14 protein-coding genes and 2 pseudogenes are annotated in these 21,083 nt (G+C 74.1%); 9 read left to right on the top strand and 7 right to left on the bottom strand.

Features of this window, described 5'->3' with window-relative positions:
• Positions 1–330: 330 nt before the first annotated feature.
• From ACRYM0_RS15290 to ACRYM0_RS15275, 4 genes are all read right to left on the bottom strand, one after another.
• Positions 331–2,064, bottom strand: a complete 1,734-nt coding sequence (locus ACRYM0_RS15290) for a molybdopterin-dependent oxidoreductase (protein WP_432506511.1) — start codon at positions 2,062–2,064, stop codon at positions 331–333.
• Positions 2,061–3,248 carry a flavin-containing monooxygenase gene (locus ACRYM0_RS15285; RefSeq protein WP_432506509.1) on the bottom strand — a complete coding sequence of 396 codons (1,188 nt, stop codon included), beginning with the start codon at positions 3,246–3,248 and terminating at the stop codon, positions 2,061–2,063. Before ACRYM0_RS15285 ends, ACRYM0_RS15290 begins: the two co-directional genes overlap by 4 nt.
• Before the next feature lie 108 nt (positions 3,249–3,356).
• Positions 3,357–3,836: a hypothetical protein gene (locus ACRYM0_RS15280; RefSeq protein ID WP_432506507.1), complete on the bottom strand. Its 480-nt coding sequence runs from the start codon at positions 3,834–3,836 to the stop codon at positions 3,357–3,359.
• A gap of 127 nt (positions 3,837–3,963) precedes the next feature.
• Positions 3,964–6,672: a helix-turn-helix transcriptional regulator gene (locus tag ACRYM0_RS15275; RefSeq protein ID WP_432506505.1), complete on the bottom strand. Its 2,709-nt coding sequence runs from the start codon at positions 6,670–6,672 to the stop codon at positions 3,964–3,966.
• A gap of 129 nt (positions 6,673–6,801) precedes the next feature.
• Here ACRYM0_RS15275 and ACRYM0_RS15270 point away from each other — a divergent pair, with 129 nt between their 5' ends.
• From ACRYM0_RS15270 to ACRYM0_RS15235, 8 genes and pseudogenes are all read left to right on the top strand, one after another.
• Positions 6,802–8,289, top strand: a complete 1,488-nt coding sequence (locus tag ACRYM0_RS15270) for an MFS transporter (protein WP_432506503.1) — start codon at positions 6,802–6,804, stop codon at positions 8,287–8,289.
• A gap of 115 nt (positions 8,290–8,404) precedes the next feature.
• Complete coding sequence (locus tag ACRYM0_RS15265) at positions 8,405–8,638, top strand: heavy-metal-associated domain-containing protein (RefSeq protein WP_432506501.1); 234 nt, start codon at positions 8,405–8,407, stop codon at positions 8,636–8,638.
• A 187-nt stretch (positions 8,639–8,825) separates the two neighbouring features.
• Complete coding sequence (locus tag ACRYM0_RS15260; protein ID WP_432506499.1) at positions 8,826–9,608, top strand: ABC transporter ATP-binding protein; 783 nt, start codon at positions 8,826–8,828, stop codon at positions 9,606–9,608.
• Positions 9,609–9,613: 5 nt separating this feature from the next.
• Complete coding sequence (locus tag ACRYM0_RS15255) at positions 9,614–12,139, top strand: FtsX-like permease family protein (RefSeq protein ID WP_432506513.1); 2,526 nt, start codon at positions 9,614–9,616, stop codon at positions 12,137–12,139.
• Positions 12,140–12,227: 88 nt separating this feature from the next.
• Complete coding sequence (locus tag ACRYM0_RS15250) at positions 12,228–12,833, top strand: GNAT family N-acetyltransferase (RefSeq protein WP_432506497.1); 606 nt, start codon at positions 12,228–12,230, stop codon at positions 12,831–12,833.
• Positions 12,834–12,957: 124 nt separating this feature from the next.
• On the top strand, positions 12,958–16,221 hold the full coding sequence (locus ACRYM0_RS15245) for a heavy metal translocating P-type ATPase (RefSeq protein WP_432506495.1): 3,264 nt from the start codon (positions 12,958–12,960) through the stop codon (positions 16,219–16,221).
• 117 nt (positions 16,222–16,338) lie between these two features.
• Positions 16,339–16,992 (top strand): GNAT family N-acetyltransferase, encoded by a 654-nt coding sequence (locus ACRYM0_RS15240; RefSeq protein ID WP_432506493.1) that lies wholly within the window; start codon positions 16,339–16,341, stop codon positions 16,990–16,992.
• Between the two features lie 8 nt (positions 16,993–17,000).
• Positions 17,001–17,577, top strand: a pseudogene (locus ACRYM0_RS15235) (hypothetical protein).
• Positions 17,578–17,658: 81 nt separating this feature from the next.
• Here ACRYM0_RS15235 and ACRYM0_RS15230 read toward each other — a convergent pair.
• Together ACRYM0_RS15230 and ACRYM0_RS15225 are read right to left on the bottom strand one after the other, a co-directional pair.
• Positions 17,659–19,026, bottom strand: a complete 1,368-nt coding sequence (locus ACRYM0_RS15230) for an alpha/beta fold hydrolase (protein WP_432506491.1) — start codon at positions 19,024–19,026, stop codon at positions 17,659–17,661.
• 99 nt (positions 19,027–19,125) lie between these two features.
• Positions 19,126–19,572 carry a hypothetical protein gene (locus ACRYM0_RS15225; protein WP_432506489.1) on the bottom strand — a complete coding sequence of 149 codons (447 nt, stop codon included), beginning with the start codon at positions 19,570–19,572 and terminating at the stop codon, positions 19,126–19,128.
• Between the two features lie 149 nt (positions 19,573–19,721).
• Between ACRYM0_RS15225 and ACRYM0_RS15220 the strand changes: the two genes are divergently transcribed.
• Positions 19,722–20,699, top strand: coding sequence for a GlxA family transcriptional regulator (locus ACRYM0_RS15220; RefSeq protein WP_432506487.1), 978 nt, complete (start codon positions 19,722–19,724; stop codon positions 20,697–20,699).
• Positions 20,700–20,737: 38 nt separating this feature from the next.
• On the opposite strand, the pseudogene ACRYM0_RS15215 reads toward ACRYM0_RS15220, so the two are convergent.
• Positions 20,738–20,962 (bottom strand): annotated as a pseudogene (locus ACRYM0_RS15215) (IS3 family transposase); the annotation flags it as partial.
• Positions 20,963–21,083 lie beyond the last annotated feature (121 nt).

Raw genomic sequence — 21,083 nt, 5'->3', positions numbered from 1 at the left:
CGGCCCTGCCGAAGATCCTCGACCTGCCGACCAGCGCCTGGATCAACCGACCCGACGACCCTGCGCAGGCCGAGCACAGCTCAGCTGCTTAACACCTGCTGGCCTCAACCGCCTTGACACGTTCCGCATCTCCGCATGCCTTGCCATCGACCTGGGCGGCTACGTGGCAAGGCGACACCTCTACCTTCGCCGGGTCCGAGCTGGTGTCCGCAGAGACCTTCACCGCCTGAGCGCACCGGGCGCCTACGCCTGTGGAAACGTCTATTCGCCGCAGATGGCACCTTCTTCTCGAACGCTGGCCCACCGCTCGAGGGGACGGCGGTAGGACCTTCACGACCGGTTTCCGTGTCGCCACGCTGACGCGCTGTGTACGGCCCACAGCATCCGGGTGCGCGCTGCTGCACCGAGCCGTTGCCCCGTGGGGACGAGGGAGGCGGCCACACTGAGCAGGTCGGCGGGGCCGGCGGGGCTGGTACCGACGTGGACGGTGATGATGTGCAGGCCCTGCACACCGTGCGGGTACGGCGTGGTGGTGAGGTGCTGTTGCCACTGGCCGTCGACGGTGCGGCACCGGACCCGCAACCGGTGGCGGCCGGGAGTCGCGTGCCAGGTGGCGTGGAAGGGCAGCCAGGCGTCGGGGCCGAGGTCGATGCCCACGGTGGTATCGATCCAAGGGCCGGTGTCGACTTGCAGTTGCACCCGGTCGACACCGATCGGTGGTGCCCAGGCGTAGCCGTGCACGGCGGTCTCTCCTGGGTGCAGGCGCGTGTGGGTGGCGGGGGTGTCGATGCGGCTGGCGGGGTGTACCGGGTAGGTGCCCTCGATCCAGCCGCGCGAGCCCCAGTACGACGGTGGTGGGGTGCTGGTGATGGTCAGGCGGCGAAGCCATTTGAGGTTGCCGTCCTGGCCGTGGCGGCCGGAGATGAGCAGCCGGGCCGGATGGCCGTGCTCGCGCGGCAGGGGCTGGCCCGCCATGCCGAGGGCGAGGAAGCCGTGCGCGCGAGCGTCGTGCAGCGGCAGCACGTTGGTGTAGCCGTCGACGGCCTCGGCGACCAACCACTGGCGCTCGTCGCCGCTGATGCCGGCCAGCTCGAGCAGGTCGGCCACGCCGATGCCGATCCAGCGTGCACAGCCCATCCGCGACCCACCGACGGGGTTGTGCACGCAGACCATCAGCAGGTCACGTTCTTCCAGCGGCAGCGCCAGCAGGTCGGGCAGCGCCGGGGACAGGGGTCGGCGCACGTCACCGGCGACGTCCAGCCGCCAGGTGTCCAGGTCGATGCGCGGGGCGGGCACGGTGACGTCGATGACGACCATCTCTCCGGGGCGCGCCAGCAACGGAGCCAGTCCGGGCGGCCCCTGTCGGGCCTCGACGGGAACCGGCGGCAGCGCCCGTGCCGGCACCGGCAACTGCACCCCGGCGTGCACGGCGGCGCTCGCGCGGCGACGAGCGCCCCGTGAGGCGATCAGGACCGCTGCGGTGGCCACCACCGCCGTGGCTGCGGTGCTCGCCGCAGCAGTGAGCGCCGCGGTGCAGCTTGTGGCGGTGCTGGTTGCCGCGGTGTCAGCCGTCGCAGGGGCAGCCGTCGCGCCGGCTCCTGCCGCGGCGGTGAGCACCGGGCGTGGGCGCAGCGGCAAAGCAACGACTGCGGTGGCCGAGAGCAGCACGCCCACGGCGGCTGCTGCGGCGCTACCGCGCGCTGACGCATCGCCACCTCGCAGCACCAGGAAACCGCCCAGGGCGTGTGGTGCACCTGCCACAGCGGCACCCAGCACCGGGCGGTGCTCGGCCAGGTGCCCGCCGGCAGCTGCGGCGAGAGCGCTGGCACCGGTGGCGAGCACGGCCAAGCCGGGCTTGTCGGCACGCCCGAGCACAGCGACACCGGCATCGATGAGCACCGCCGGCGCGGCATCGACCAACCCGCGCGCCAACCCTGACGCCGGCGAGCGCCCGCGCTCGCTCGCGCACGCGGTGACCTCACCGGCCGCGGCCGCCAGCACACCGGCGAGCAGACCCACCCGCCGCCGGCGAAGCACGGAGCGCGCAGTGCGGTGGATGCTCACCGGCTCCTCCCGCTCACCGCGGCGCTCGCCGATTCCTGCGAGGTCGGCTCGTGTTGGGGTGTGTGGCGCTGCGACGACAGGTGCGCGGACGCTAGGTGCGCGTCGGCGGCCATGCGCGCGCTCAAGGTGGCGGCATCGGCGCCGACGAAGCCCAGCAGCGCCGAGCCGCGGCAGCTCTGCCAGGGCAGACCCAGGAAGTACAGGCCGGGCACGCTGGTGACCCCGGCCTCGTGACGAACGGTGCCGGCATCGTCGATGACGCCGGGCACGTGCAGCCAGGAGTAGTCGGGGCGGTAGCCGGTGGCCCAGACGACCGCGTCGACAGCGAGGGTGCTGCCGTCGGCGAAGGTGGCGGTGCGCCCGGTGAGGCCGGTCAGCCGGGCTCGGAAGTCGACCCCGCGCCGGCGCAACCGGCGGCTGCGGGTGCCGATGACCAAGTCACCGCGCTCGCGCAGCCGCCGCGCGATGCGGGTGTGCGCGGGCACGGTGAAGAACCCGGAGCGGGTGAGCCAGAAGAACACATCGCGCCCGGCGATGCGCTGGGGCACTTCGGTCGGCCGGGAACCGACCGCAACGCTGACCGGCTGGGTGGCGCTCAGTTCGGCGGCGATCTGCAGGCCGGAGTTGGCCGCACCGACCACCAGCACCCGGCCGGCGCCGGGCAGCTGGGCCGGGTTGCGGTACTCGGCGCTGTGCAGCTGCATCACGTCCGGGTCCAGCCGGCCGGCGATCGCGGGCACGTGCGGGCTGTGGAAGGGGCCGGTGGCCACGACGACCTGCTTCGCGCTCAGGGTGCCGGCAGGCGTGGTGGCCGCGAAGGTGCCGTCGATGTCGCGGTGCAGCCGCAGCACCGGGCAGTTCAGCCGCACCGGTAGCGCGAAGTGGGCGGCGTAGGCGGCGAGGTAGTCGGCGACGTCGTCCTTGCTGGGGTGGGTGTCGATCGGCGCGGGGAACGGCAGGCCGGGCAGCGAGTCGTACTGGGCGGGGCTGAACAACCGCAGGGAGTCCCAACGCGAGCGCCAGGCGTGCCCGATCTGCGGGCCGGCGTCCAGCAGCAGGAAGTTCACCCCGCCGCCGGTGAGGTGGTGGCCGAGGGCGAGGCCGGCCTGGCCGGCGCCGACGATGAGCACGTCGAGGAGCTCACGGCCACCGGTGGGCGAGGGCGGGGACTGGTGCGTGGGCATGGGGGTCTCCAGACGGGGCGAGGCGATGGGGGTAGGGGTAGGGGTAGGGCAGGCGCCGGGCACGGGGAGCGAGGGTGTGGCGGCGGGTGTGGCGGCGGGTGCTGGAGGTCAGTCGAGGCCGACGGTGAGCAGCGCGGCGGCGATGGTCAGGTCGGCGATCAGGCAGGTCTCGGCGTACCAGCGGGGCACGACCCGGCCGAGGCGGTGGTGGGCCAGGTCCCAGGCGGCGTGCGCGAGCCAGCCGGCGGCGAGCACGTAGCGGGCGACGTCGAGGTCGACGGCGCTCGCGGTGATCGCGACTGCGCCGAAGGCGAGCACCGCGGCGCTCTGCGCGCTCAGCATCCGCCGGTCGCCGAGGTCGCCGAGGTCGCCGCGGGCGGTGCCCCAGGTGAGGTAGATGAGCGCGGCGAGCAGTACGCACCAGGCGCTGATCCAGGCCTGCACATGCTCGGGCAGTTGCGCGATGAGTGCGAAGCTGGTGACGGCGGCCAGGGCGCCCAGCACGGTGGGCCAGCGGCGGGCGAGCGCGCCGCCCAGGCTGGGGCGGCGGTTGCTGAACTCCGGTACCGCCGCGGTGGTGGGGGTCATGAAGAACTCCTTCGTCCGGGCCGGGTCTGGTTCGAACGCTAGGAGTGGGTCGGTGGCCTCACGCCGGGAGAACCGCCAGGTTGGCGGTCGGGTCCACGGGGTCGGGGCGTCCCCGCTGGACTACACGTCAGTCCAGCGCCAGAGCGGTGAGCTCGGCGCGGGAGGTAACACTGAGCTTGCTGAACACGTTGCGCAGGTGGAAGTCCACGGTGCGGGGGGAGACGAACAACCGCGCCGCGACGTCCCGGTTGGACAGACCCTGCCGCACCAGAGCGGCGACCTGGCGTTCCTGCGCGGTCAGCTCCGTGGTGGTGCTGACGTCACGGCGGCGAGCTGTCTCACCGGAAGCGCGCAGCTCCTGGGCGGCACGCTCCGCCCACGGGATGGCGCCGAGGTCCTCGAACAGCGCAAGGGCGGTGCGCAGGTGCTCTCTGGCATCCACCCGACGTCGGGCGCGGCGCAGGTGCTCACCGAAGGCCAGTTCGGTGCGGGCCCGATCGGGTGTCCGCAGCGACGTGGCGTGGGCAGCGAGGGCGCGGTGGAAGTGCTCCTCGGCTCCGACGCTGTCCGAGAGCAGGGCACGGCCGTGTTCGACGACGGCGACCGCGGCCGGAGCGCGCGTTCCCGCGGCGAACACCTCCAGCTCGTCCAGCCAGCGGCGGGCGAGGTCTTCACGGCCGGTGCGGAGCGCGGCCTTGAGGCGGTCCAGGGCGGCCATGCGCCGGAACCCCGGGGAGCTGATCTGCTCCAAGTGGTGCAGCGCGGACGCCGGCTGGCGGGCACGTAGCCCCCGCGCCCAGTGCACCAGGTCAACGACGATGAAGTCGGTGAGCCCGACCGGATGCGCGTTCCGGATCGCCGCCACCTCGGCGATGTGCCGCTCAGCGGCGTCGTCTCCGCGCAGCGCGGCGAGCACGGCCAGCTGCGCGGTCGGCAGTGCCGTCAGCCCTGCGTGACCCGTGCCCGCGCTCAACGTCAGCGCCTCGGTCGCGGCGCCGGCCGCCTGCGACCACGCCCCGGTGGCGATCTGGAACTGCGCTCCGCGGGTGAGGGCGTGCTCGACCATGCTCAGCGCGCCGGCGCTTCGGGCGGCGGTCAGCTGCTGCTGGTGCAGCCGCAGTCCGCGCTCGTCGTCGTCGACCAGCATCGCCGCGACGCCGAGGTTCGGCTGCAGCACGTGATCGTCCACCGGCTCGTCGTCCGTGAGTGCGAAGGCGTTGCGGAAGCAGCTGGCCGCGGTGGCCCAGTCCTCGCAGCCGACGGCGCGGAAACCCTGCAGGAGGGCGGCGGCGGCCCGTACGCGGGCAGGGGCGTCCGGCGCCGGCGTGGGCACCAGCGCGGCGGGGTCGAACTCCCGTGGGGAGCGGGCACCGAACGAGGCCAGCGAGGCGGCGAGCATCGCCAGCTGCTGGGCCAGTGCCTCGTCCACGCACGCCGCGGCCTGCGCGGCCTGCACGACGTGGTCGTAGCCGTCGTCGACCGAGCGGGTGTTCCACTCGATCTGCCCCCGCAGCGTGAGCAGCCGTGCGCGCAACAAGGGCTCGGTGACGTCGGCCGCCGCCGCGCTCGCCAGTGCTGCTGCCCGGGACGGGTGGGCCCCCAGCCAGCTGGACGACGCAGCCAGGTACAGCCGACGGCCCCGCGCCTCGCCACCGTCGGTCAGCTCGGCGGCGCGCGCCCAGGCGGCGGCGGCCGCCTCGTGCCCGCCGCGGCTCGCAGCCCGTTCGGCGACTGCGTCGAGCGCGTCGACCACCGTCTGGTCCGGCCGGTCGGCCGCGGCCGCGAGGTGCCATGCCCGCCGATCCGGGTCCTCGGACAGCACGTCGGCGAGCGCTCGGTGGGCGGCGCGTCGCTGCGCGCTGGTGGCCGCCCGGTAGACCGCCGAGCGCACCAGTGGATGGTAGAGCGCGACGACGTCCCCGTCGACGCGCAGGAGGCCTGCTCGCTCCACCGCGTCCAGGGCCTCGTCGGTGGCGCTGAGCTTCTCGGCGGCATCCAGGATGACGGGCAGGCGGGCGGTGTCGTCGGTGGCGGCGACGAGCAGGAAGCGCTGCGCGGACTCGTCGAGGCGCCGGGAGCGGTTCAGGAAGGCGCGCTCGACCCCGCCGGTCAGCGGCAGCGGGTTCGGCAGGGGCTCTCGGCCGGTCAGCTGCTCAGCGGTGAGCACGCCGGCCAGCTCGCCCAGGGCCAGCGGGTTGCCGCCGGTGCCCGCGACCAGCTGGTCGCGCACTGCCGGGTCAATGTCGCCGCCCGTGCGTGCCCTCAACAGCGCGTCAGCGTCCTGCCCGCTCACGCCGCCGAGCACGACGGTCGGCAGATCGCCGGGGTCGAACCGGCGCGCGTCACCGTCGCGGGCGGCGAACACCAGTGCCACGCGCTCGGCCTGCAGCCGGCGGGCGGCGAACAGCAGTGCGGCGGCCGAGGCGTCGTCGAGCCAGTGGGCGTCGTCGACGACGGCGACGAGCGGGGTGTCCTCAGCTGCGTCCGCAAGCAGGCTCAGCGTGCCGAGGAAGGCCAGGAACCGATCGCCCGCACCCGCGGCTTCGCCGAGCGCAGCGCGCAGGGCTCCTCGTTGCGGCGTGGGCAGCGCATCGAGGCGGCCGCGCAGCGGCCACAGCAGCCGCTGCAGCGCGGCGAAGGCCAGTGGCGACTCCGACTCCACACCGCAGGTGCGCAATACCCGCAGGTCCCCGGCACCGGCCAGGGCGTCGGCAAGCAGCGCCGACTTCCCCGAGCCGGCCACGCCGCGGACGACCAGCGCGCCGCCGGTCCCGCTGCGCGCGGCGTCGAGCAGGGCGGCGATCGCCGCGCGTTCGGCATCCCGTCCGGCCAGCACGAGCGGAACCGTACCGGCCGCAACGGGCACATCGCGTGGTCGTGAACCTGGTGGTTCTGCCGGCGTGAGGAAGCTCGGCGGTGGCGAGCGTGGGAGCCAGACCCGCAGCCCCCACCTTCAGGAGGAGCCATGTCGGCCCGCTCTGCCGCCGAATCGGCGGCCCTCGCTCACGGCCACCCGTCGCCGCCCGCGGACGAGCCGCGCCGGCCGTGGACGGTGTTCGCGCTGATGATCGCCGCCCAAGTCATGGTCGTCCTGGACGTGTCCGTGGTCAACGTTGCGCTGCCGTCCATCCGCGACGACCTGGGTCTGTCGGTCGCCGCCTACCAGTGGGCGATCAGCGCCTACGTGCTGCTCTCGGGCGGGCTGCTGCTCCTGGGCGGCCGTGTCGCGGATCTGCTCGAGCGCCGCCGCGCCTTCCTCGCCGGTGTCGGCCTGTTCACCGCCGCCTCGCTGCTCAGCGGCCTGGCTCAGACACCGGCGGTGCTCATCGTGGCCCGGGCCGCCCAGGGCGCCGGTGCGGCGCTGCTGACCCCGGCCGCGCTGTCGATCATCATGACCGCCTACACCGGCAAGCAGCGGCAGAGCGCCCTGGCCGTGTGGGGCACCGTCGGCAGCCTCGGCATCGCCGCCGGTGTGCTCTTCGGCGGGGCGCTGACCAGTGGGCTCGGCTGGCGGGCGGTGTTCTTCATCAACGTTCCCATCGGTGTGGTCGTGCTCGCCGGCACCCTGCGCGCCGTGGCCGGCGGTGGCTCGCAGCCCGGTGCGCTGCGCCGCCTCGACGTTCCGGGGGCGTTGACCCTCGTGACGGGGTTGCTGGCGCTGGTGCTCGGCATCGAGTCCACCCGCTCCGCCGGTTGGGCGGCGCCGCGCACCTGGCTGGCGCTGGCCGGCGCCGCGGTTCTGCTGAGCGCCTTCGCCCGGCTCGAGCGGCGCACCGCCGAGCCGCTGGTGCCGCCCTCGACGTGGCGGATCCGATCGCTGATCTCCGCCTCGGCGGTGATGGCCGGTGTCACCGGCGTGGTGGTCGGCGCAGTCTTCTTGACCTCGCTATACCTGCAGGCGATCATCGGCGCCTCCCCGCTCGTCGCCGGGCTGCAGTTCCTGCCGCTGGCCGCCGCGATCACGCTGAGCGCCGCCGCGGCGTCGAAGGTGATCGGGCACGCCGGGGCCCGCGCCCTGATGCTCGGTGGACTCGTGGTTCTGGCCGGCGGGGTGCTGCTGCTCGCGGCGAACGCCGGCGGTTCCTCCTACGCCGCCGACGTGCTGCCCGGCTTCCTGCTCGTCGGCGCCGGCGCCGGCCCCATGTTCGTGGCGATCGCCGTGGCCGCGATGAGCGATGTGCCCGCCGAGGGCTCCGGGCTGGCGTCCGGGCTCATGATGACCGGCCACGAGATCGGCGCCGCCCTCGGCGTCGCCGCCCTGAGCGCCATCGCCGGCGACCTCGCCACCTCCGCCGGGCTCATCGACGGCTACGGCCGGGCCTTCACCGCCACTGCCGCCGTCCTGGCCGCCTTGTTCGTGCTCGCCGCCCTGGCCGTACCCGGCGGCAAGCCCACCGGCGCCCCCGGCCACGGCACTCCCGTCCACAGTGGCCACGCCATCCACGGCCACTGACCCGGTGCGCTGACCCGGTCTGCCGACGCGATCCCGGTGATTTCGCCGGTGAGACGCCTCACCGGCCGCGGCGATTCTCCACACCGACCGCACCACCAGCCTTCGAGGAGTTCCCATGCTCTCCGGCACGCCACGCACCTTCATCGGTTCGACCACCTTCACCGTCACCGGCATGACCTGCGCGCACTGCCAACGCGCGGTCATCGAGGAGATCGCGGCCGTCGACGGCGTCGAGACCGTCACTGTCGACCTGGCCACCGGCACCGTCACCGTCACCGCTGCCTGCCTCGTCGACCGCGCCGACATCGCCGCCGCCGTCGACGAGGCCGGCTACGCCCTCGTGCCGTAGCCCTGACCCCTGCCACGCCCGGGTCGCCCACCAGCTCCCGTCCCGGGCGAGCCGGGCAACGCAGCCCGCACCCCGGCCTTGGCGGCGCCCCCACCGGGCCCGCCCCTGAACGCCGTCGTCACCACCCCGACCGCGCACCATCCCGACCCGCTCGCCGCCCCGGCGACCCGCCTCCGCAGGAGAGATCATGACCGTCACCGACCAGCAGTTCGCCCCGCCGCCGCGACCAGTGCCTCCGATCGCGGCCCGCGCGGTCGATGTGGTGAAGACCTACGGCCGCGGCCAGGCCGCCGTCCGTGCCCTCGACTCGGCGAGCGTTGCCATCGCGGCGGGCGAGTTCACCGCCATCATGGGCCCGTCCGGCTCGGGCAAGTCCACCCTGATCCACGCCCTCGCCGGCCTCGACGGCATCGACGCCGGCCGCGTCTTCGTCGGCGACACCGACCTGACCACTCTGTCCGAGCGGGAGCGCACCCTGCTGCGGCGCGAGCGGCTCGGCTTCGTGTTCCAGGCGTTCAACCTCATCCCGGCGCTGACCGCCGCGGAGAACATCGCCCTGCCGCTCACCCTCGCCGGCAAGCGACCCGACCCGGCCTGGATGAACGAACTGGTGCACATGCTCGGCCTGCAGGACCGGCTGGCTCACCGTCCCGGCCAGCTCTCCGGCGGCCAGCAGCAGCGGGTCGCGGTCGGCCGGGCGCTGATCGCCCGCCCCGAACTGGTCTTCGCCGATGAGCCGACCGGCAACCTCGACTCCCGCTCTGGCGCAGCACTGCTCGCGTTCCTGCGCGAGGCCACCCGCACCTTCGGCCAGACGATCGTCATGGTCACCCACGACGCGGTCGCCGCCGCCTACGCCGACCGCGTCGTCTTCCTCGCCGACGGCCGCATCGTCGACGAGCTCACCGACCCGACTGCTGAGGCGGTGCTGGCTCGCCTCGCCGGCCTCGACGAGCCGGTGGGGGCGTGATCGCGATGTGGCGCCTGTCCCTGTCCAACGCCCTCGCGCACCGCTGGCGCCTGGCGCTGACCTGGGTGGCCGTCGCGCTCGGCGTGGCGTTCGTCGCCGGCAGCCTCGTGCTGACCGACACCAGCACCCGGCTGCTGGACGAGCAGTTCCGCACCACCGCCGCCGGCGTGGATCTCACCGTCCGAGATGCGGCCGCCTTCGACGCCGCGATGGGCGTGGAGGTCGCCCGCGACCCGCTGCCGGCCGACCTCGTCGACCAGATCGCGGCCACCCCGGGCGTCGACCGGGTGCGGGCGGTCGCCTCCGGCCCCGGGCAGCTGCAGGTCCGCGGCACCGCGGTGACACCGGCCGAGCCGACGATGCTCGGCACCTGGGCCGAGGCCCCGTTCACCGCCTACACACTGCGCGCCGGGCACGCCCCACATGGCGACGAGGTCGTCCTCGACGCCGCCACCGCCGCCGACCACCGCATCGCCGTCGGTGACACGGTCACCGTCTCCGCGACTGCCAGCCGGCAGTTGCGCGTGGTCGGCCTGACCGGCGTGGGCGAGGGCGACGGGTTGGCCAACAGCACCGTGGTGTTGGTCGACCTGCCCACCGCCCAGACGCTCCTCGACCTCGGCACCGGGATCACCTCCGTCGACGTGCTCGCCGCCGACGGCGCCCCCGTGTCCGACCTGCGCGCCGACCTAGCCGCGGCCCTCGGTGCGGAGTACGCCGTCACCGGAGGCCAGGACGCCGCGGCCGCCAGCGCCGACGCGGCGAAGGAGAGCATCAACTACCTGCGCATCGTGCTGCTGGCACTCGCCGCGGCCGGGCTGGTGGTCGGGGCCTTCTTGATCGCGAATACGTTCGGCATCGTGCTCACCCAGCGGGCCCGGGAGCTGGCGCTGCTGCGCGCCGCCGGGGCCACCGGCCGGCAGGTGTTCGTCTCGGTGCTCGGCGAGGCGCTGCTGGTCGGGCTCACCGGGGCGGTCGGCGGCACCGCGGCCGGGGTCGGCGCCGCGTACGCGCTGCGCGGGCTGGCCTCCGGCGCCGGGCTGGCGCTGCCCGACGGTCCGCTCACGGTCACCGCCCGCACGCTCGTCGTGGGCTTGGCCGCTGGCACCCTGGTCACCCTGCTGGCCGCGCTCGGCCCGGCCCGCCGCGCCGCCCGCACCGCACCGGTCGAGGCGATGCGGGCCTCCGACCCGGCACCTACCGGCCTCCGGCGCGGCCGACTGCTCACCGGCTGGATCCTGCTCAGCCTCGGCGCGACCGGGCTGGTCGCCGCCGCGGTGCTGCGGCACATCGTCGGCGGCGGTCTGGGCGCGGTGCTGCTGCTGGCCGCGCTGGTCGTGCTCGGCCCCGTGCTCGCGCCGCGGCTTGCGCAGGCCGTCGGCCGCCCGCTGAGCGGCCTCGGCGTGCCCGGGCGGCTGGCCCGGGAGTCCACCGTGCGCAACCCGCGGCGCACCGCGGCCACCGCGATGGCCCTGGCGCTGGGCCTGGCGCTCATCTCCTTCGTCGCGGTGCTCGGCAGCTCGGTCAAGGCGATCGGCGCCAGCTCGACCGAGGCGATCACCGCCGACCTGCTCGTGCAGAGCTCCCGCGACGAAATGCTCGGCGGGCTCTCCCCGCAGGTCGCCGCCCGCGTCGCCGACCTGCCGGAGGTCGCCGCGACCTCCTCGGTCCGCTTCGGGCACTGGCTGGACGGGGGTATGACCAGTGCGCTTACCGCCGTCGACCCGGCCACCCTGCCGAAGGTCGCCGACGTGCAGATGACCGCCGGCAGTCTGGCGGCGCTCGACGGCGGGGGTGTCGTGCTCGCCGACGACGTCGCCGCGGAGCGCGGCCTGGCCGTCGGCGACACGCTGGCGATGACCTTCTCCCGGCACGGCGAGCAGCGGCTGCCGGTGGTCGGGCTGATGGCCGCCGACTCGGCCCGGGCGCTGTCGACCAGCTACGTCCTCTCGCTGGCCACCTACGCCCAGCACTACAGCGAAAACGTCGACGCCACCGTCTACGTCGCCCTCGCCGACGGCGTCGACCCCACGGTGGCCCAGGCGGCGCTGAAGGCGGCGGTCGCGAACTTCCCGAACGCCGAGGTCCTCGACCAGGCCGAGGCCGCCGCCGGTCGCGCGGCCGCGGTGGACCAGGTGCTCGGGCTGATCACCGTGCTGCTCGGCTTCGCCGTGCTCATCGCGCTGCTGGGCATCACCAACACCCTGGCGCTGTCCATCGTCGAGCGGACCCGGGAGATTGGGCTGCTGCGGGCGGTCGGCATGACCCGGACGCAGCTGTCCTGGATGGTCCGCGCCGAGGCGGTGCTCATCGCCGCGGTCGCCGTGGTCACCGGCGTCGCCCTCGGGCTAGGGCTGGCTGCGGCCACCCTGGCTGGCTTGGCCGCTGACAACCCCCTGGTCATCGAGGTTCCCGCCGGGCAGCTGCTGGCCGTCGTCGCCGTCGCGGTGCTCGCCGGGCTGGCCGCCGGGCTGCTGCCCGCCCGCCGCGCCGCCCGGCTCGACGTGCTCACCGCCATCGCCACCCAGTGACCGGTCGCGCCGGCCCGCCATCGGGCGAGCCGGCGCCCGAGTGGTCCACGCCCTCATGCCACCCGCCCCCTCACAAGCAGGAGCCCCCATGACCGACGCCCCCATGACCGACGCCCCCATGACCGACGCCCCCATGACCGACGCCCCGACGGCCGACGCCCCGACGGCCGACGCCCCGACGGCCGACCCCGCCACGACCGAGGCCCCGCTGACCGCCCGCACCGCCGCGGTCGTGATCCGCCGGGCCACCCCGGCCGACGCCACCGAGGTGACGGCGATGGTCCGCGAGATCGCCGCGCACGAGAACCAGGCCGCGCACGTGCACGTGCCCGACGCCCAGTGGCACGGGCTGCTCGAGCGGCCCGAGGTGATCGTGCTGCTCGCCGAGCGCGGCGGCGCAGCCGTCGGCTACGCCTCCGCGCTGCGGCAGCTGCACCTGTGGACCGGCGGCGACGTGCTCAACCTCGACGACCTCTACGTCCGGCCCGGGCACCGCGACGCCGGCGTCGGCCGGCGGCTGATGGCCGCCCTGGCCGATCTGGCCGCACCCGAGCGGCTGCTCATCCGGTGGGGCATGGAGGTCGACAACGTCGACGCGCAGCGGTTCTACCGCCGCCTCGGCGCCACCCTGCGCCCCAAGATCCTCGCCGCCTGGTCGCCCGCCGCGTACACCGCGCTGGCCGCCGACACCTAACCCCACCAGGCCGCGTCGACCACCGGGGCCGCCGGACCTGGCGATTTGCCCGGTTCGAGCCCGCCCGCCGCCACCAACGATCACGTTGTAGCCCGACCGAGCACCCGTCCACCTGGAGACCGCGATGACGACCACCGCACCGGCCCCCGCCGCCGCGGCGACCGAGCCCACCAGCTGCACCCTCGACATCGCCGGCATGACCTGCGCCTCCTGCGTGGGCCGGGTGGAGAAGGCGCTCAACCGCGTCACCGGCGTCACCGGCGCGCAGGTCAACCTGGCTACCGAGGTTGCCACCGTCCGCTTCGATCCGGCTCAAGTCGGTCTCGAGGAACTGACCGCGGCGGTGACCCGGGCCGGCTACACCGCCACGCCGCGCCGCGAGGCGCAGCCCACTGGCGAGCGCCCCGGCACCGGTGCCGACGCGCCCGGCGAGGACCGGGACGGCGAGGCGCACCTGACCGCGCTCAAGCGGAAGTGGCAGGTCACCCTCGCCACCGGCCTCGGGCTGATGGTCCTGATGTACGTGCCGCTGTACCTGGACACGATGGACTGGCTGATGCCGGCGATCCTCGTGGTCGCGACCGTCGTGCAGTTCTGGGCCGGCCGCGACGTCTACCGCGCCGCCTGGACCGCCGCGCGGCACCGGTCCACGAACATGAACACCCTGGTCGCCCTCGGCACCGGGGTCGCGTACGCCTACAGCGCCTTCGTCACCCTGTGGCCGGCCGCCGCCGAACGCTTCGGGTTGCCGCTGCACGTGTACTTCGAGACCTCGCTGGTGATCCTGGCCCTCGTCCTGGCCGGCCGGTGGATGGAGGCCCGCGCCAAGAAGGCCACCACCGCGGCGATCACCGCGCTGGTCGGCCTCGCGCCGAAGACGGCGCGCGTGGTGCGCGACGGCGCTGAGGTCGACGTCCCGGTCGAGCAGGTCGTCGTCGGCGACCTGGTCCGCGTCCGTCCCGGGGAGAAGGTGCCAGTGGACGGCGTCATCACCGACGGCGCCACCGCCGTCGACGAGAGCATGCTGACCGGCGAGAGCCTGCCGGCCGACAAGGCCGTCGGGGACACCCTCATCGGCGCCACGATCAACCGCACCGGCACCGTCGTCCTGCGGGCGACCGCGGTCGGCGCCGACACCGCGCTGGCCCAGATCGTCCGCCTCGTGGAGGACGCGCAGGGCGCGAAGGTGCCGCTGCAGCGCCTCGCCGACCGGGTGTCGGCTTGGTTCGTCCCGATCGTGCTCGGCCTGGCCGCGGCCACCTTCGCAGCCTGGGCGTTGCTCGGCCCGGACACCGGCGCGATGACGATGGCGATCACCACCACCATCGCCGTGCTGATCATCGCCTGCCCGTGCGCTCTCGGGCTGGCCACGCCGACCGCGGTCATGGTCGGCACCGGCCGCGCCGCCGAGCTCGGCATCCTCATCGGCAACGGCGACGCGCTGGAGACCGCCCGCCGGGTCACCGCCGTCGTCCTGGACAAGACCGGCACCATCACCCGCGGCAAGCCGGCCCTCACCGGCATCACCACCACCGGCGGCTGGGCCGAGGACGACGTCCTGGCACTCGTCGCCGCCGCGGAGACCGGCAGCGAGCACCCGGTCGGCGAGGCGCTCGCCGCCGCCGCCACCGCCCGCCGCCTCGACCTGCCGGCGCTGCACTCCTTCGACGCCGTCCCCGGTCACGGCATCGACGCCGTCGTCGACGACCGGCACGTGCTGGTCGGCAACGCCGCGCTGATGGCCGCCCGCGGCGTGGACGTCGACGCGCTCGCCGGCACCGCCGCCGCGGCCGCCGCCGCGGGGCAGACGCCGATGTTCGTGGCCGTGGACGGGGCCCCGGCCGCGGTGCTCACCGTCGCCGACACGGTCAAGTCCGAGTCCGCCGAGGCGGTCGCCCAGCTGCGGGCGCTGGGCCTGCAGGTGTGGATGCTCACCGGCGACAACGCCGCCACCGCCGCCACCATCGCCGACCAGGTCGGCATCGAGCACGTGCTCGCCGAGGTGCTGCCCGCGCACAAGGCGGCGCAGGTCCGGCGCCTGCAGGAGGAGGGGCACGTCGTCGCCTTCTGCGGGGACGGGATCAACGACGCCGCCGCACTGTCGGCCGCCGACGTCGGCATCGCGATCGGCACCGGCGCCGACGTCGCGATCGCCGCCTCCGACATCACCCTCGTCGGCGGCGACCTGCGCGGGATCGTCTCCGCGATCGCCCTGTCACGGCGCACCGTGACCACGATGAAACAGGGCCTGGGCTGGGCGTTCGGCTACAACCTGCTGCTCATCCCGGTCGCCGCCGGCGCGCTGTACGCCTGGGACGGCCTGCTGTTGGACCCGGTGCTCGCCAGCGCGGCGATGGCGATGAGCTCGGTCAGCGTCGTCACCAACGCGCTGCGGCTGCGCCGCTTCCACCGGCCGGCCACCGCCGCGGAGATCCTGCACCCGCCGCTGCGCGCCCGGATCGGCCAGTACGCCTACCTGACCGGCGTGGCCGTCGTCGCTCTCGCCCTCGGCGCCGGGCTGACCGCCGTGTCGCGGATGGACTTCGCCGAGCGCGGCATGAACGGCCAGCTGGCCTGGGCGCAGGGCACCGGCATGCCGATGCGGCCGGCCATGAGCGAGATGATGACCGCCGAGGTGCCGCCCACCGACGCCACCGACGCCGGCGTCGACGTCCGCCTCGACCTGCCCGACGACGTCCGCGCCGGGCAGCCGACCCGGCTGGTCGCCACCGTCGTCGACAGCGAGACCGGCGACCGGATCGAGGACCTCACCCGCATCCACGAGGCGTGGATGCACCTGATCGCCACCCGGGAGGACCTGGGCACCTTCGCCCACGTCCACCCCCAGCCGACCGGCGCACCCGGGCAGTTGGCCGTCGAACTCACGTTCCCGACCGCCGGTGAGTACATCGTCAACACCGAGTTCCGCCGACAGGGCGAGATGGGCGACGTCCACCAGCGTCAGGTGATCACCGTGGCCGGCACCGCGCCGGAACCGGTGGCCCTGGCGGCCGGGCCGCGCAGCGTGGTCGTCGACGGGGTCCGCGTCGAACTCGAGGGCGAGGCGACGGCCGGAGGCGTGAGCGACCTGGGCTTCACCTTCACCGACGACGCCACCGGTCGGCCGGTCGACGACCTGCAGCCCTACCTCGCCGCGGCCGGTCACGTCGTGGTTATGCGGGCCGACGGGCAGACCTTCGCCCACGAGCACGCCGAGGTCACCGACGCATCCGGCCGCCCGGTGTTCGCCCTGCCGGGCCAGACCTTCGGGCCCGAGCTCGACGTGCACGCCGAGTTCGCCACCGCCGGGACGTACCAGCTGTGGGCCCAGTTCCGGTTCGCCGACGGCAACGTGATCACCGTGCCGTTCACCGTGGAGGCAACCTGAGCGCAGACAGGCGGCCCCCGCATGCTGCGACCAGTGTGCGGGGGCCGCCGCTCGACCACCGGATCCGCCGGCCGTGGACGCCCCCGAGAGCTGACCGAGGAACGAATGACACTGCATGTGCGCGCAGCGACATCCGACGACGTCCCGGCCGCCGCCGAGGCGCTCGCCGACGCCTTCGCCGACTACCCGTGGACCCGATGGACGATCGACGCCGACGGCCACGGCGGTCGGCTGCGGGCGCTGCACCACCTGTTCCTGTCCACCGTCGCACTGCCCTTCGGGCAGGTGGACGTCGGCGAGGTCGGGGAGGAGTTCGTGAGCGTCGCGGTGTGGATGACCAGCACCTCGCTGCCCGACGACGTATGGGCACGGGTCGGCCCGGCGGCCGCCGAACTGGCGGGGCACCGGGCGGCAGCCGCGGCCGAGGCCGAAGCGGCACTGGCCGACCGCCGACCGAGTGAACCGCACCTGACCCTGGCCAGCCTGGGCGTCCTGCCGCACCGTCAGGGACGGGGCCTCGGTGCCGCAACGCTGGCTCCGGGCCTCAACCGCGCCGACCGGGACGGGCTGCCAGTGCACCTGGAAACCAGCGCCGAGCTCAACGTGCGGTTCTATCGGCGCCTGGGCTTTGCCGTCACCGACGTCGTCGACCTGCCGGGCGGTGGCCCGCGCACCTGGCTGATGCGCCGTGGACCCCGGACTCGAGCCGTCGGCTGGGCGGCGACCGCCGTCGCGACCGCTGCGGGGAGAGGAGAGGAGCGCACCCGGTGAACGGCTTCCTGATCTTCCTCATCGTGGCCTGCGAGGTCGGGTTCTGGTGCCTGCTAGGCGCCGGCCTGGTGGCCCGGTACGTGATGCGCCTGCCTCGCACGAGCGCGGTCCTGCTGGCCGGCGCTCCGGTCCTCGACCTCGTCCTCCTGATCGCGTCCGTCCTGGACCTCCGCGCAGGCAGCACGGTCGGCGTCGCCCACGGGCTGGCCGGCCGCTTACATCGGCTTCTCCGTCGCCTTCGTGTCGACCACCCTGCGGTGGGCCGACCAGCGCTTCGCGCACCGCTTCGCCGATGGCCCGCCACCTGTGCGGCCACCCCGGTACGGGCAGGAACGGGCCCGCCACGAGTGGATGCTGTGGGCGAGGGCGCTCCTGGGCTGGGCCGTGGCCTCCGGTCTGCTCGGGCTGGCCATCGTCGCCGTCGGCGATGCGGAGCGCACCGCGCACCTGACCGGGTGGATCAACGGCCTCACAGCGGGCCTGCTGATCTGGGCGCTGGCCTGGCCGCTGCCCTACACCCTCTGGCCGAAGAACCCGCCGACTGCCGCGCCGCAGCCTGCCGGGACAGCATCGAAGAAGGCGTGAGCCGGGACCGCCCGGCACTGTCCCCGGACGGCTGACCGTGGCCGCGGGCGTGCGAGCTCACTCTCAGGAGAACCGCCCGGTTCACAATAGTGGCGTGCCGGCGCGCACGGCTCGGACGACGTCCTCGACCGCCTGAACCGAGCTGGCGGCGCCGCGCTCCTCGTCCAGCAGAGCCGCGTGCCCGGCATCTGCGTACCGGTGGGCGCTGTTGGTCGAGAGCGCGGCCATGCGCTCCTGCGCGGCGAGCCAGGCCGGATCGGCTTCGTGCCCGGCTGCGGTGAGCACCACCAGCGGCGTGGCGCCGAGGGTGGTCAGCGCACGGGCCTGCCTGAGCAGCGCGGGCATCGTGGCGACCTCGTCGCGGACGTTCCGCAAGCCGCGGGGGCTGGCGTTGAACATCCGTACCTGCCCGGCGGCCGGCTCGGGGAGGGCGGACCAGGCCGAGGCGGGCAGCAGCCGTCCGACACCGAGGCGGGCGAGGCTGGGTAGAACCGCCATCGCACTGGGGGGACCGCCGCCGACGCAGTAGGGGTCGGTGGCGTCCAGCAAGACCATGCCGGCGACCTGCTCGGGGTAGCGGGCGGCGTAGGTCATCGCGTGGTCGCCGCCGATGGAGTGCCCGACGAGCACGTAGGGACCCTCCTCACCGGCGCGCTCGAGCAGCGTGTGCAGGTCCGCGGCGGCCTGGTCACCGTCGTGCGGCTGGGGTGCGTCCTCGCTCCAGCCCTGCCCGGTGCGGTCGTAGGCGCAGACCCGGGCGCTGCGCGCGACGGCCGGGGCGATGCACGCCCAGTTAGCCGACGTCGCCTGCAGCCCGTTGAACAGCACCACGGTCGGGCCGCCGGAGCCGGTGCAGTCCAGGTGCAGCCGGTGGCCGCCGACGTCGTAGGCCTGCCCGGGCATCGCGGAACCCGGGTCGTCGGAGGCCAGCCCGACGGTCTCCACCGCGCCGCCCACCGCCGCGGCGGCGATGACCACCACGACGGGGTAGAGCAACCAGCGGCCGCTGCCGGCGGCCAGGGCGCAGCGGATCCGGACACCCATCCAGACGGCCAGCGCCAGCAGCACCGGGGGCCACACCCATCCGGCGGCGGTCAGCCCAGGGTTGCCGGGAGCGACGATCAGGAGCCCGAGCCCCGTCGCGGCGAGGCCGGCGGCCGGCACCCACGTCCACCGCTGCGGCTGGCTGGTCATCCGCGCCGACAGCGCCGCCAGCAGAGCCCAACCGGCGGCGAACCCGAGCAGCGCCGACCCGGTGATCACGTGCTCGGGCGCACCGGAGAACACGACCACGGTGAGCGCGGCGGCGAGCGATCCCCCGGTCAACAGCGATCCGGCGACGATCCGGCGGATGGGACCGGTGTGGATCGGAGGTCCGACGGTGGCCCCGGCGGCTTCGGCGGCTTCGGCGGCTTCGGCGGCTTCGGCGGTCGCGGCGGAAGCGGGCATTGGTGGGATCTCCTGATCAGGTGCGGTCGGTCTGCGATCGAGAGTTGACGGTGCTCGTGTTGGTCGAACCGGCATCGCGCCAGGTCCGCCGCGGCCGGGTCAGGTCGGAAGCAGTTGTGCAGTCAGGGTGACCGCGATCAGGGCGGCGGCGACCCAGTCGACGGTGACGCAGAACGGCGGCCACCAGCGGGTGCCGGCCACGAAGCCGGTGCGGTGCTGCCACAGGTCCTTGCAGCCGTGTCCGGCCAGCCCGGCGACGATCAGCCAGGCCGAGCCGAGTTCCGCGCACGCGGCGGCGACCACGAAGACCGACGCGACGACCGTCTCCACGACCAGCACGTGCCGGCGCCCGTCGGCGACGGCGAAGCCGACGTAGACCGCCGCGATGAGGGTGAGGCCGAGAGCGTAGACGGTCGCCGGGTCCAGCCAGAAGAACGCAAGCGGGGAGGCCGCCTGCAGGACACCGAAGACGACGCCCCAGATCAGCGGTGCGCGCAGCTGACGGTGAGTGAAGCCGGACGGGGTGGCCGCCGCAGTAGTTGGCACAGGGCCTCCCGAGGTGAACGTCCTTCCTCACCCAGTCGGACCAGGCAGGCCTGCGATCCGGGCACGGGACGACGATGGGGCCCGGAGCCTCGGCGGCGCCAGGACGCGGTCTTGACGATCTCGGACATGCCGCGTCGTACAGTGCGGGGGTGGCTGCCCTCGACGTCGCGGTCGTCACGTTTCCGTCGGCGCAGATCCTGGACGTGACCGGCCCGCTGGAGGTCTTCTCCAGCGCCACCCACCTGCTGCCGGGGGCGGAGTACCGCACGCAGGTGGTGAGCACGTCGGGCGGTCCCGTGCTGGCCAGCGCGGGGCTGTCATTCAGCACCACCGCACTCGCCGACGTCGTAGAGCCGATCGACACGCTCGTGGTCGCCGGCGGTCGGGACATGGATCAGGCGCGCGCGGACGCGGACCTGCTGGCCCACGTGCGGCGGCTGGCGGGCAGCGCCCGACGGGTCGCCTCGGTCTGCTCCGGGGCCTTCGTCCTCGCGGCCGCCGGCCTGTTGGACGGCCGACGGGCGACCACCCACTGGGCAGAGTGCCAGCTGCTGGCGACCGCGCACCCGCAGGTGTCGGTCGACGGTGATGCGATCTATGTGCACGACGGCGACGTCTGGACTTCCGCCGGCGTGACGGCGGGCATCGACTTGACGCTGGCCCTCGTCGCCGACGACCACGGCGCACGGGCGGCGGCGGCGGTCGCCCGGCACCTGGTGGTCTACCTGCGGCGGTCCGGTGGGCAGGCGCAGTTCTCCACGCTGCTCGCCGCCCAGGCAGCCGAGAGCGAACCGGTGCGGGAGCTGCTGGCGTGGCTGCCCGACCACCTCACCGCCGACCTGTCGGTGCCCGCCCTGGCCCGCCGCGTGCACCTGTCCGAGCGACAGTTCAGTCGGGTGTTCAAGGCGGAGGTCGGCGTGACGCCGAGCGAGCACGTGGAGCGGCTGCGACTCGAGGCGGCCTGCCAGCTCCTCGAGACCACCAGCCACGCCGTCGACCACATCGCGCGCGTCTGCGGGTTCCAGGCGCCTGAGACCATGAACCGCGCGTTCCGCCGTCGGTTGAACACCACCCCCGGAGACCACCGCCGGCACTTGGGACTGCCCCCGGTCCGGTTGACTCCTTGACCTGCCCCACCCTTCGGTTACCCGCTGTGCCGTGAAGATCAGGTGGGGATGGGTGATTCGTAGCGTAGTTCATGCTCGATTGGGCTGACGTAGTTCAGCTGGGAGTGGCGGCGCTGTCGGTTGTAGAAGATTTCGATGTTCCCCCACTCCGTGGGAGGTACCCCATCGAAGATCGCGTTGGCCAGGTCGAGGCGGGTTCGCCACTTCTTACGATCGAGGAGTTCGATCTGCATGCTGGACCAGAAGGACTCCATCATCGCGTTGATGCTCCTATAGACGTCAAGCCTTTCAAGCAGCAGTGCGAACAGCGTCCTGGTCCGATGAGGGACGCGCGGCTGCCGGCGGCAGCAGGTGGTAGATCTCGCGGGCGAGGTAACGCTTGAG

This window comes from Kineococcus arenarius subsp. arenarius, assembly GCF_050871845.1.
In the GTDB taxonomy this organism is placed as follows: Bacteria; Actinomycetota; Actinomycetes; order Actinomycetales; family Kineococcaceae; genus Kineococcus.
Note: the sequence above shows the minus strand (reverse complement) of the source record. Positions and strands in the feature narration are given on the sequence as shown.